Source organism: Rhizobium pisi, from assembly GCF_003938655.1.
GTDB lineage: Bacteria > Pseudomonadota > Alphaproteobacteria > Rhizobiales > Rhizobiaceae > Rhizobium > Rhizobium pisi.
Window position 1 is genome coordinate 82050 of the sequence record NZ_RJJT01000024.1, and the last position, 10852, is coordinate 92901.

The 10852-nt window shown below is 61.2% G+C and carries 13 protein-coding genes and 3 tRNA genes; 8 read left to right on the top strand and 8 right to left on the bottom strand.

The annotated features are described in order from the left end of the window. Positions 1-274 precede the first annotated feature (274 nt). Both EFD55_RS27030 and prfB read left to right on the top strand, forming a co-directional pair. Positions 275-2734 carry a penicillin-binding protein 1A gene (locus EFD55_RS27030; protein WP_125849231.1) on the top strand — a complete coding sequence of 820 codons (2460 nt, stop codon included), beginning with the start codon at positions 275-277 and terminating at the stop codon, positions 2732-2734. 103 nt (positions 2735-2837) lie between these two features. Then, positions 2838-3969, top strand: a protein-coding gene (prfB, locus tag EFD55_RS27035) for a peptide chain release factor 2 (RefSeq protein WP_165504852.1) whose coding sequence is annotated in 2 segments (ribosomal slippage) — positions 2838-2906 and positions 2908-3969 — 1131 coding nt in all. Because the reading frame shifts where the segments join, the coding sequence is not laid out codon by codon here. 55 nt (positions 3970-4024) lie between these two features. Here prfB and EFD55_RS27040 read toward each other — a convergent pair. The 3 genes from EFD55_RS27040 to EFD55_RS27050 are packed head-to-tail and all read right to left on the bottom strand — an operon-like array spanning position 4025 to position 6366. Next, positions 4025-5044 (bottom strand): alpha/beta hydrolase family protein, encoded by a 1020-nt coding sequence (locus tag EFD55_RS27040; RefSeq protein ID WP_125849235.1) that lies wholly within the window; start codon positions 5042-5044, stop codon positions 4025-4027. 34 nt (positions 5045-5078) lie between these two features. Beyond that, positions 5079-5588, bottom strand: coding sequence for a hypothetical protein (locus EFD55_RS27045; protein WP_125849237.1), 510 nt, complete (start codon positions 5586-5588; stop codon positions 5079-5081). Positions 5589-5592: 4 nt separating this feature from the next. Next, positions 5593-6366, bottom strand: coding sequence for an NAD kinase (locus EFD55_RS27050; protein WP_125849240.1), 774 nt, complete (start codon positions 6364-6366; stop codon positions 5593-5595). Positions 6367-6574: 208 nt separating this feature from the next. Between EFD55_RS27050 and EFD55_RS27055 the strand changes: the two genes are divergently transcribed. Both EFD55_RS27055 and EFD55_RS27060 read left to right on the top strand, forming a co-directional pair. Beyond that, a tRNA-Thr gene (locus tag EFD55_RS27055) sits at positions 6575-6650 on the top strand. Between the two features lie 113 nt (positions 6651-6763). After that, entirely contained in the window at positions 6764-7108 is a 345-nt protein-coding gene (locus EFD55_RS27060; RefSeq protein WP_125849242.1) for a hypothetical protein, read from the top strand. A gap of 37 nt (positions 7109-7145) precedes the next feature. Here EFD55_RS27060 and EFD55_RS33330 read toward each other — a convergent pair whose 3' ends face one another. Both EFD55_RS33330 and EFD55_RS33335 read right to left on the bottom strand, forming a co-directional pair. Beyond that, positions 7146-7283 (bottom strand): hypothetical protein, encoded by a 138-nt coding sequence (locus EFD55_RS33330; protein WP_165504851.1) that lies wholly within the window; start codon positions 7281-7283, stop codon positions 7146-7148. Between the two features lie 64 nt (positions 7284-7347). After that, entirely contained in the window at positions 7348-7506 is a 159-nt protein-coding gene (locus tag EFD55_RS33335; RefSeq protein ID WP_164737585.1) for a hypothetical protein, read from the bottom strand. A gap of 206 nt (positions 7507-7712) precedes the next feature. Between EFD55_RS33335 and EFD55_RS27065 the strand changes: the two genes are divergently transcribed. Continuing rightward, positions 7713-8456 carry a hypothetical protein gene (locus EFD55_RS27065; protein WP_245438571.1) on the top strand — a complete coding sequence of 248 codons (744 nt, stop codon included), beginning with the start codon at positions 7713-7715 and terminating at the stop codon, positions 8454-8456. A 7-nt stretch (positions 8457-8463) separates the two neighbouring features. On the opposite strand, the gene EFD55_RS27070 is transcribed toward EFD55_RS27065, so the two are convergent. Genes EFD55_RS27070 through EFD55_RS33340 form a run of 3 tightly spaced genes read right to left on the bottom strand, consistent with a single transcriptional unit; the run spans position 8464 to position 10262 of the window. Continuing rightward, positions 8464-9159, bottom strand: a complete 696-nt coding sequence (locus EFD55_RS27070) for an AprI/Inh family metalloprotease inhibitor (RefSeq protein ID WP_125849244.1) — start codon at positions 9157-9159, stop codon at positions 8464-8466. 39 nt (positions 9160-9198) lie between these two features. After that, on the bottom strand, positions 9199-10089 hold the full coding sequence (rlmB, locus tag EFD55_RS27075) for a 23S rRNA (guanosine(2251)-2'-O)-methyltransferase RlmB (protein ID WP_125849246.1): 891 nt from the start codon (positions 10087-10089) through the stop codon (positions 9199-9201). Continuing rightward, a complete protein-coding gene (locus EFD55_RS33340; protein WP_165504850.1) occupies positions 10086-10262 on the bottom strand; it encodes a hypothetical protein in 177 nt (58 codons plus the stop codon). Before EFD55_RS33340 ends, rlmB begins: the two co-directional genes overlap by 4 nt. Positions 10263-10291: 29 nt before the next feature. Here EFD55_RS33340 and EFD55_RS27080 point away from each other — a divergent pair. The 3 genes from EFD55_RS27080 to EFD55_RS27090 form a co-directional block, all read left to right on the top strand. Continuing rightward, positions 10292-10376: transfer RNA gene (locus EFD55_RS27080), tRNA-Tyr, on the top strand. A 24-nt stretch (positions 10377-10400) separates the two neighbouring features. Continuing rightward, a tRNA-Gly gene (locus EFD55_RS27085) sits at positions 10401-10474 on the top strand. Between the two features lie 253 nt (positions 10475-10727). Beyond that, positions 10728-10852, top strand: a 125-nt coding sequence (locus EFD55_RS27090; RefSeq protein WP_003578655.1) for a GTP-binding protein, incomplete at its 3' end; no start/stop codon positions are given.

Genomic DNA, 10852 nt, shown 5'->3' on the forward strand with positions numbered 1-10852 from the left:
AGCAAGGTGCTTCAGTTTGGCGGCGTCAAGGGGCGTTGCTTGTATGTGACACTGCTGATGAAACGCTGATATAGCGGTGAATGCGGCGGGGAGGGCCCTATTTTCCTCACATTCGCGCCGTTACTCCGGCTTATGTTTCATAGCCTGAGGCGCGGAAACGGCTTGTGGCGGTAGCGCTCATGGAGTAAGCCGCGCGCAACGTGCAAATTGCCTTGATCTATGCAATCGTTGCGTCCGCGCCGATTGAAGATCGAAGAGACCGGTAGCTGAAAATATGGTTAGACTTCTTGGATATTTCTTCGGAATGGCCTGCGTCCTGTTTCTGGTCGCGGCGGCGGGTATTGCCATCTATCTCGCCAATGTTGCGAAGGATCTTCCTGACTATGCCGTTCTGAATAGCTACGCGCCGCCGGTGACGACCCGCGTCCACGCTGGCAACGGTGCGCTGATGGCCGAATATGCCAAGGAAAAGCGCCTCTTCCTGCCGATCCAGGCCATTCCCGACCGCGTGAAGGCTGCTTTCCTTTCGGCCGAAGACAAGAATTTCTACAATCATCCGGGCGTCGATCTCACAGGTCTGGGCCGCGCCATCCTCGTCAACCTGCAGAATTTCGGCTCCGGCCGCCGCCCGGTCGGCGCCTCCACCATCACCCAGCAGGTAGCCAAGAACTTCCTTCTGAGCTCGGACCAGACGATCGACCGTAAGATCAAGGAAGCGATCCTCTCCTTCCGTATCGAGCAGGCCTACAGCAAGGACAAGATCCTCGAACTCTACCTGAACGAGATTTTCTTCGGCCTGAATTCCTACGGCATCGCCGGCGCGGCACTCACCTATTTCAACAAATCGGTTACCGAGCTGACCGTCGCCGAGGCTGCCTATCTCGCATCGCTGCCGAAAGGCCCGGCCAATTATCATCCTTTCCGCCATCCCGAGGCCGCGCTCGAGCGCCGCAACTGGGTGATCGACCGTATGGTCGAGAACGGCTATGTCAGCCAGAGCGATGGGGACGAAGCCAAGAAGCAGCCGCTCGGCGTCACCGCCCGCACCACCGGTCCCTCGCTCTTCGCCTCGGATTATTTCGCCGAAGCCGTGCGCCGCCAGCTGATCGACCAATATGGCGAGAAGGTCCTCTACGAGGGCGGCCTTTCGGTGCGCACCTCGCTCGATCCGCAGCTGCAGCTCGCCGCCCGCAAGGCGCTGCAGGATGGTCTCGTGACCTATGACGAGCGCCGCGGTTTCCACGGCCCGGTCAAGCAGATCGATGCAAGCGGCGATTGGGGCAAGGCGCTTGCCGATATTCCCGCTCTGTCCGACGTGCCGGAATGGCGGCTCGCCGTCGTGCTCGCCGTCTCAGACAGCAACGTCGACATCGGCCTGCAGCCGGCCAAGGATGGCAGCGGCAAGGTCGCGGCCGATCGCCAGAGCGGCACGATCGATGCCAAGAACATGCAGTGGGCCTTCCGTTCGGCCGACGGCGCCCGCAAGACCGCGAAATCGCCGGTCGGCGTCGTGGCCCCTGGCGACGTCATCTATGTCGCAAAGCTCGGCGACGACGCGTCGACCTCCTACCGCCTGCAGCAGCCGCCGAAGGTGCAGGGTGGCCTGGTCGCCATGGACCCGAAGACCGGCCGTGTGCTCGCCATGGTCGGCGGCTTTTCCTATTCCCAGTCGGAGTTCAACCGCGCCACCCAGGCGATGCGCCAGCCGGGCTCCTCGTTCAAGCCCTTCGTCTACGCGGCGGCGATGGACAATGGTTATACGCCGGCCTCCGTCATCATGGATGCGCCGATCGAGATCGTCTCGGGCGGCCAGGTCTGGAAGCCGGAAAACTACGGCGGCGAAGTCGGCGGGCCCTCGACGCTGCGCTCGGGCATCGAGCATTCGCGCAACCTGATGACGGTGCGCCTCGCCAACGATCTCGGCATGAACATCGTCGCCGAATATGCCGAGCGCTTCGGCATCTATGATCACATGCTGCCGGTTCTCTCCATGTCGCTCGGCGCCGGTGATACGACGGTGCTGCGCATGGTTTCGGCCTATTCGGTCATCGCCAACGGCGGCAAGCAGATCAAGCCGACACTGATCGACCGCATCCAGGACCGCTACGGCAAGACGATCTTCAAGCATGAGGAGCGTCTCTGCGAGGGCTGCAATGCTGGTGACTGGCAGAATCAGGAAGAGCCGAACGTCGTCGACAATCGCGAAACCGTTCTCGATCCGATGACCGCCTATCAGATCACCTCGATGATGCAGGGCGTCATCCAGCGCGGCACCGCCGCCGGCAAGGTCGATCTCGGCGGCCGTGACGTCGCCGGCAAGACCGGCACCACCAATGACGAGAAGGATGCCTGGTTCGTCGGCTTCACGCCGGATCTGGTCGCGGGCCTCTATATGGGCTTCGATACGCCGGCCCCGCTCGGCCGCGGCGGCACCGGCGGTGTTCTCTCCGCTCCGATCTTCAACGAATTCATGCAGGCCGCCGTCAAGGATATGCCGGAATCGAAATTCGTCATCCCGCCCGGCATGAACCTGATCCCGATCGACCGCAAGACTGGCATGGCCGCCGCGGACGGCGATCCGAACACCATTGTCGAGGCTTTCAAGCCCGGCACGGGCCCGGCCGACAGCTTCTCCGTCATCGGCATGGACAGCACCATGGCGCCGGAGGAGATCCTGAAGACCTCGCCGCAGGCCAACCAGGCCGTCCAGACCGGCACCCCGGGCCTCTTCTGAGCATTGCCCTAATTTTCGGACGCGCGCCGCGGCTCTTTACTTCAGCGGCGGGCGTCTCTATGTCACCAGCACTTGAAGAAGACCGTTACAGAGAAGCGGGAAAATGCGAGCGGAAATCGAAAACGTGGTCGATGAAACCAAGCAGGCTATCACCCTGCTGAGGAGGCATCTTTGACTGGGACCAGGCGATAAGACGACTGGACTGGTTGAACAATAAGGCAGAGGATCCGAACCTCTGGAACGACGCCGCCGAGGCGCAGAAGCTGATGCGCGAGCGCCAGCAGCTCGATGACGGCATCAGCGGCGTCAAGCAGCTCGAACAGCAGCTGAACGACAATATAGAGCTGATCGAGCTCGGCGAGGAAGAGGGCGACGATGGCGTCGTCAAGGAAGCCGAGGATACGCTGAAGGCCCTGAAGGCCGAGGCCGCGCGCCGCCAGGTGGAGGCGATGCTCTCCGGCGAGGCCGACGGCAACGACACCTATCTCGAAGTCCATTCCGGCGCCGGCGGCACCGAAAGCCAGGATTGGGCGAACATGCTTCTGCGCATGTACACCCGCTGGGCCGAGCGTCAGCGTTTCAAGGTCGAGCTTCTCGAAGTCCACGACGGCGAAGAAGCGGGCATCAAATCCGCGACCCTGCTCGTCAAGGGCCACAACGCCTATGGCTGGCTGAAGACGGAATCGGGCGTGCACCGGCTGGTGCGAATCTCGCCCTACGACAGCAATGCGCGTCGCCACACCTCCTTCTCGTCGATCTGGGTCTATCCGGTCGTCGACGACTCGATCCAGATCGAGATCAATGAGAGTGACTGCCGCATCGATACCTACCGCTCGTCGGGCGCCGGTGGCCAGCACGTCAACACGACAGACTCGGCCGTGCGCATCACGCATATCCCGACCGGCATCGTCGTGCAGTGCCAGCAGGAGCGTTCCCAGCACAAGAACCGCGCCAAGGCCTGGGACATGCTGCGCGCCCGGATGTACGAAGCGGAGCTGAAGAAGCGTGAGGACGCCGCCAATGCCGAAGCCGCGTCGAAGACGGATATCGGCTGGGGCCACCAGATCCGTTCCTACGTGCTGCAGCCCTACCAGCTGGTCAAGGACTTGCGCACCGGGGTTGCCAGCACCGCGCCGGACGATGTGCTCGATGGCGAGCTGAACGAGTTCATGGAAGCCGCGCTTGCCCACCGAATCAGCGGCGCCGCCGATGCGGTCGTCGATGATGTCGACTGACGGGTAAAAGCAGGATCGAGACAAAAAGGCCCCGGCGACGGGGCTTTTCATTTGCTCAGGCCATCGCGCCGATGCCGATGGCTTGAAACAGCGCTGCCGACAGGTCGGCAATTTCTGCGTGAATGGCAGCGCGCTCGATGCCGGCGGGATCGGTAAACAGCTCCGCCGCAAAGGCTAGGCCGAGCCCGGTGCCCTCCGGCAGAAAGACATAGTGGCCGAGGCCGCCGCCGAAGATTTTAAGAGTGCTGTGTTTCAGCCGCGCATGCAGCCATGACGAACATTGTTCGGCCGGAGCTGCCCTGTCGGCGTCGCCGACCAGGATCAGGGTGGGCGAATCGACCGCTTTCAGGCTCTCTTCGCTGAAACCGAGAACGGACCGACCCGGCGCGCAGACGAGCGCAGCCTTGACCCTCTCGTCGCGATAGGATCTCGACATGCGGGACCATGAATCGCAAAACACGGCACTGGTGCGAAGCAGTGTCGGAATGTGATCGGCAAGATCGGGAAATTCCCGCGGTCCGCGCGGGCCATCCGGCTTCAGCCTTGACGGCTCGAACTGCGAGAACTGGGCGATGGCGCCGAGTAGCAGCATCACGCTATAGGCGCCGGCCGAAAATCCTGCGGCGAACACACGTGATAGATCGATATGGCCTGAAAGATCGCCCAGCCAGTCGCGGGAGTGATCGAGCATGTGGCTGAGGTCGGGTGCTCGCTCCCAAAGGCAGGCGAAGCCTTCGGGGCGATAGGGCTCGCTGCCGGTATTGCCGTGATGGTTAACGCCGAGTGCCGCAAATCCGCGATAGACCAGGCGTCGCGCCAGCCACTCTAGCCCGGCGGCAGATCCGCCGGTTCCATGCGAGAGAAGAACGAGGGGGTAGGGGGTGGCTCCAGGCCTGATGGGCGCATTCCGGGCGACGGCCGCCTTCTGGAACCAGCTTCTTTCCGGCGTGTCGCTTTCCCGGGCCTCTTCGACGGCGGGATACCATAGGGACCAGCTGATCGGTCTCGGGCCGTCGGCGTCCCAGTTCGGCCTTTTATCGTCGTAGAGGATGCCGTCGCGAAAGCCGAGTTTCATCTCCCGGATGCCTCTCCGAACGGTTCCTCGTCTTTCAATTGGTCGCCTTCTCGACGGTAATATCGCCGAATTCGTCGATCAGCACGGTCCAGCCGTCCGGCTCAGCCGCGGGATCGGTCTTGAGATAGACGGTGGCGAAGAGCCCCGGTTCCTTGATGATGCCGTTCGAATTCTCGGGGCGTATATCGGTGACGTAAGGCTTCAGGTCGCTGAATTCCTGCAGCTCGATGGTCGAGACGATCGCTGGATCGATCGCGGTCTGGGCAATCTGCTGCAGATAGATCTTGGAGGTCCTGTCCTCCTGCCGGACGGCGAAGAGCTTGTAGTAGCCGTGGCGCTGCGCGGCTTTTCTCTCTGGATTGGCAACGGCCTCGGCGCCTGTGGGCGCTCGCTCGACCGCTGGCGAGTTGCCGTCGTCTTCCCAATAGCCGGTGCTGGTCGCAAAAATCACCGATGCCGGCAGGATGGCATCCTGCGCTGGGGCAGCCACGGCAGACCATCCCAGAAGGAAAACCGTTGTCACCAATAGCTGTCGCATTGCCATCGTCTCAATCCTTGAACTGCTCGGCGAGAATACGGTCGGACCACGAGCGGTCGGGATCGGAAAGGATACGCGCCGTCATATGCTCGGACTGGGCGATGCGGACGTGCAGTACCGATTTGACCTCTGTATTGTCGGCCACCGCATTCACAGGGCGCTTTATCGGCTCGAGAACATCGATATCGACGGTCACCTTGTTCGGAAGCAGCGCTCCCCTCCAGCGCCGCGGCCTGAAAGCGCTGACCGGTGTCATGGCGAGCAACGGCGCCTCGAGCGGCAGGATCGGTCCATGGGCGGAGAGATTATAGGCCGTCGACCCGGCAGGGGTCGCCACCATCAGTCCATCGCAGATCAGTTCTTCTAGGCGCACACGACCGTCCACCAGGACCCTCAGATTGGCGGCCTGGTAAGACTGACGGAACAGATAGACCTCGTTGATGGCGAGTGCGGTGGTGTTGGTGCCGTCGGCATTGGCTGTCGTCATCTTCAACGGCCGGAAGGCGTTTTCGACGGCGGAGCAGATGCGCTCCTGGAGCCGGTCGGTGCGATAATCATTCATCAGGAACCCGACGGAACCGCGGTTCATGCCGTAGACCAGCTTGCCCGAGTTCATGGTGCTGTGCAGCGTCTGCAGCATGAAGCCGTCGCCGCCGAGCGCGACGATGACATCGGCTTTCTCCGCCGGCACGTCGCCATAGAGACGAATCAACTCTTCGCGCGCTGCGAGCGCCTCCATCGTCGGTGAGGCGAGAAAGGAAAGCGTCTGAAATGAACGGCCCATGCAATGCCCTTTGTGAAGCTGCTCTAGCTAAAGGATAAATGGCTGGTGCGACAAGGACTTTCGCATTGGGAGGCTTTGGGTCGATGCCGATCGTCAACCACAACAGGTCAAGCGGGCGACCGATAGCTGCCGCTTAGCGCAGGCTCTAGTCCCCAGGGATGGATTTTTTCTTTACAGAATCACAGAATCTGGTAGTTGGGCAGCTGTTGCCCTTGTAGCTCAGTTGGTAGAGCACCTGATTTGTAATCAGGGGGTCGCGGGTTCGAACCCTGCCGGGGGCACCATCCTCATTGCGCGATTCACTCGTTCTCTTGATGAACATTGCCTGAAGCACTGCTTCAGCAACAATTCAGCCGCGGCCTTGCATCTTATCCTCATCATCAATGAGGAAACTGCCATGAAGATCGCGCATATTATTCTTACCGCTGCCATTTCCGCGGGCGCGGCTTTCGCGTCCATTCCGTCCGCTAGTGCCATGCCAGCCAACCGGCCGGCAGTGTCCGCGCAGGGCGATGTCGTCCAAATTCATGACAGCTGGCGGCGTGATCGCTGGGATGATGATCGCGACTGGCGGGGCGACCGGAATTGGCGCGACGATCGCGATTGGCGCCCATCCGATTGGCGCCCATCCGAGTGGCGCTATGAGCGTCGTCACTGGCGGCCGTGGCGTGCCGAAGGTTGGCGGGAGCGCCGTGAATGGCGTTATGACGATCGAGACATGCCCCGGTTCTACCACGGCTGAGGATAGATAGTCCGGAACGCCGGCCGCCGTTGCCGGCTCAATGCGTGACAGGTTCGTTGATGCTCGCTTCGATCCTGTCGCCATTGCCGGTCTGGCCGGCGCCGGAAGGCGACATCATCGCTATGCTGAGCACGGAGGCGACCATGAAGGCGACGACGGCAATCATAGTGCGCATGAGCGTTCGATCCTCGTTCGGTTACGGGATTAACGCATGATCGCGGTCCGCGTTCCTGCCTGATCTATTGCACCGTTCCCGGCGTTGCCGGGCCGGGCGCCATCGGCGACAGGGGATCGGGCTGGTGGACAGGGTGTGATGTGTCCACCCATATGATGCTGAGGATGATCCCGACGAAGACCGCGATGAAGAGGACACCGAAAATCAGTGGTCGAATGGCCATGGGGCGGATGTTCCTCCTTGCCTCTGATCGATTGCTGCAATCGGTCGTCGTCCGATCATAGTACGCAGGAGCATCTTTCCAAGGTAAAAATGGATTTATCGCGACATCGACCAGACATTGCACGATCGCTGCTGCCGCCGTTTTCCATCTATCACACCGGTTCAAACCGTGTCAGAAATACCGGAAACATCGGGGAGGCGGGGAATATGATGAAGCGGGCGGTCACGACATCGGTCATCGTCGCTGCATTAATTTCCTTTGCCGGCGCATCGGAAAACGCGGCCGCATTCGACAGGCCGGTGAAAGTCGACGTCGTGGCGCTTCACAGGGATGAACTCAATCCCGATGCGAAGCCGAAAATCACCTGCAGCCGTTATCCCACCTTCGCCGTCAAAGAGATCGACCTCGGCGAGGTCGGCGCCGAAAAGCTGGCGCTGCTTGCGGCTGATGCGCCTTGTGAGCGCGCCGACGAGCGCGAGCGGGCAATCGAGGATGACACCGCCGGATATGTCATGGGCGTCAGTGGCGGTTTCGTCTTCTTCCGCGCGGCGGATGGATGGAACGGCGGATTGCCGTTCGTCGTCTATGACGCTGCGACAGGCGAGCGGCTGCTCAATGATTCCCTTGAGGGTGACGGCTTTGCCGCAATCACGAGCGGGAAGGGGGAATTGACCCTCGATTTCCGCCGTGTCTACGCAGCTTCCTGCTCGCTCTATCTGGAGGGTGCTGCCTGCGCGAAGACGATTGCCGCCGACACTGGTCTGTCGCCGAAGCAATTGCCGGATTGTGCTGCCGCCTACAAGGCGGAGATGAAGCGCAGCCCTGAAAACGCCAGGGAAATCGAAAAGCTACCGAGCGTGATCGTCTATCCGGTCGAGCTGGCTTATGTGGCGGGCGATACGGCGCGCAGGCCGATGGACGGAGCTGCAGCCTGCCGGACGCCGAGCTGATCGAGATTTACTGGCGCACCAGCGAAAGCGGTTTGCCGCCTTCCTCCTTCGACTTGTCGAAATTGCCGTCGGCACGCATGTCGAAGGCAAGTGACGAACCATCATGGCCCATCAGCGTGAGGCCGAATCCCTCGATATGCCAGACCGCGAGCTTGAGCCTGGCAACATTGGCAGCGCAGTCACCGGAAAGTGACAATGGCGCATTGCCGTTCGCCTCGGCATTGCCCTTGAGGGTCACGCCGCAGAGCCTTTCGCCGTCCGGCCTCTGCATCGTCCATGTTCCGGCAAGGCCGCGGAAGGTCGGCAGGTGGTCGATGCCGTCGGGCGCTGCGACCAGCAGCAGCGGCACGCTGTCTTTTGTCTTCATCGGCGAGCCCTCGTTCTCGACGAAGCGCGCGAGCACCTTGCGCGTCGGATCGATCAGGATGACGCCGCCATTGCCATCGAAATTCCAGGCGGCTGCTTCGGCGAGTGCCGGCAGCGGCTTGGCGCAGGAATCCTGACCGGAAAGCGAATAGCCGCCGATCGCCATGTCGGTTTCGAGTGTCATCCGGCATCCGGTTCTACCGTCATCGGGCGCAATGAGATAGGTTCCGGCCTGCGCTTTGAGAATATCGGGATCGATTTCCTGCCCATGCGCCAGACCACAGACAAGGAGCGTCGCGGCCGCCGAAGCCGCGAGCCTGAGAACGAAACGGATCATGACACTTCCCCCTTTGTCGCGGCCCGCCTGCGGGCCGGCCTATGCCTTCAGATAGAGCCGCGCCGCATAAAGCGCGATCGCCGCTGCATTCGAGACGTTGAGCGATTTGATCGCGCCTGGCATGTCGAGGCGGGCGAGCGCATTGACGGTCTCGCGGGTCTTCTGCCGCAGCCCTTTGCCCTCGGAACCGAGCACCAGCGCCACCTTCTCACCGGAGAAGGTGCCTTCAAGCGGCGCGGGCCCTTCCGAATCGAGGCCGATGGTGGAGAAGCCGAGCTTGTGCAATTCACCGAGCGCATCGGCGAGATTGGTGATCTGTATATAAGGTATCAGTTCCAGCGCGCCGGAGGCCGATTTGGCAAGCACGCCTGACTCGGTCGGGCTATGTCTCTGGGTGGTGATGACTGCGCCGGCATTGAAGGCGACAGCCGAGCGCATGATCGCACCGACATTATGAGGATCGGTGACCTGGTCGAGGACGAGCAGGAGAGGGCTGTCCTTCAGCGCTTCGAGCCGGCGCATCGGCAGCGGCCGTGTTTCCAGCATCACGCCTTGATGGATCGCCTCAGGGCCGAGCGCCTTGTCGATCTCCTGCGGCGAGACGGTCTCGACGGGAATGCCGAGCGTCTCGACATCGATTTCGAGACGAGCGAGCGCGTTCTGCGTCACGAACAGCTTGATCTTCTTGCGCTCGGGATTGTCGAGAGCGGCGCGCACCGTATGCAGGCCATAGAGATGCACCTGGTCGGGGGCAGGCGCCGGCGGCTTCCAGTCCTCGCCGCCGCGCCTGCGCTTTTGCGGCTGGGGCGTCGGGATATCGCCGCGCTCGCGCTTGGCGTCACGGTGGGCCCGTCGCAGATTGGCGTAGTGGGTATCCTTCGCGGATGGGTCGGTCGCGGTCTTGCCGCCGGATTTCTTGTCTTTGCTCATGCGGCTTTATAGCCAGGGCGCTCGTCGTCGCATAGGCCCTCTTTCATGTACCGGCTTTCGGCGACGAATGAAATTTTTCGTGTTTTTTCCGTTGTCATCGTGTTGACAGACTGAAATGCTCCGGTCATATACGCGGCGCAGACGACGGGCGGCAACGCTTCGAAGTCTGCCAAACTTGGTCTTCAAGATCCGGACGAAAACTGGAGAGATGCCCGAGTGGTTAAAGGGGACGGACTGTAAATCCGTTGGCTCAGCCTACGTTGGTTCAAATCCAACTCTCTCCACCATTCGTCATCGGATCTGACCATCCCGCGGGTATAGCTCAATGGTAGAGCAGCAGCCTTCCAAGCTGAATACGCGGGTTCGATTCCCGCTACCCGCTCCAGTTTCCTGCATCAAATAGTCCATGTGATCGCTGCGGCGATGATCCGCAGGTATCTCCGTTTTCTCCAGGATTTCAGGGATTTTTGAGGAGGCTTCGGCGAATCGCCTTGCAGCCGGCGAATTGTCTCCCATATGCGCTGTCACACCAAGAATGGCGTCTGCAATTAAGTCTTGCGCAATTTCGCCGAAAGCCTTAAACGGCGGCACTAAACCGGTTCGCCGGGGCCACCATTTCGTTCACAGGAAGCATTCAAATGGCAAAGAGTAAGTTTGAGCGCAACAAGCCGCACGTCAACATTGGCACGATCGGCCACGTTGACCACGGCAAGACGTCTCTGACGGCAGCGATCACGAAGTACTTCGGTGAGTTCAAGGCGTA

What these genes read in the sequence shown, in the direction of transcription:
- EFD55_RS33335 (WP_164737585.1), bottom strand. Translation starts at nt 7,506, where the DNA reads ATGGCCATTCGACCACTGATTTTCGGTGTCCTCTTCATCGCGGTCTTC.
- EFD55_RS33330 (WP_165504851.1), bottom strand. Translation starts at nt 7,283, where the DNA reads ATGCGCACTATGATTGCCGTCGTCGCCTTCATGGTCGCCTCCGTGCTC.
- EFD55_RS27065 (WP_245438571.1), top strand. Translation starts at nt 7,713, where the DNA reads ATGATGAAGCGGGCGGTCACGACATCGGTCATCGTCGCTGCATTAATT.
- EFD55_RS27045 (WP_125849237.1), bottom strand. Translation starts at nt 5,588, where the DNA reads ATGGCAATGCGACAGCTATTGGTGACAACGGTTTTCCTTCTGGGATGG.
- rlmB (WP_125849246.1), bottom strand. Translation starts at nt 10,089, where the DNA reads ATGAGCAAAGACAAGAAATCCGGCGGCAAGACCGCGACCGACCCATCC.
- EFD55_RS27070 (WP_125849244.1), bottom strand. Translation starts at nt 9,159, where the DNA reads ATGATCCGTTTCGTTCTCAGGCTCGCGGCTTCGGCGGCCGCGACGCTC.
- EFD55_RS27060 (WP_125849242.1), top strand. Translation starts at nt 6,764, where the DNA reads ATGAAGATCGCGCATATTATTCTTACCGCTGCCATTTCCGCGGGCGCG.
- EFD55_RS27030 (WP_125849231.1), top strand. Translation starts at nt 275, where the DNA reads ATGGTTAGACTTCTTGGATATTTCTTCGGAATGGCCTGCGTCCTGTTT.
- EFD55_RS27050 (WP_125849240.1), bottom strand. Translation starts at nt 6,366, where the DNA reads ATGGGCCGTTCATTTCAGACGCTTTCCTTTCTCGCCTCACCGACGATG.
- EFD55_RS27040 (WP_125849235.1), bottom strand. Translation starts at nt 5,044, where the DNA reads ATGAAACTCGGCTTTCGCGACGGCATCCTCTACGACGATAAAAGGCCG.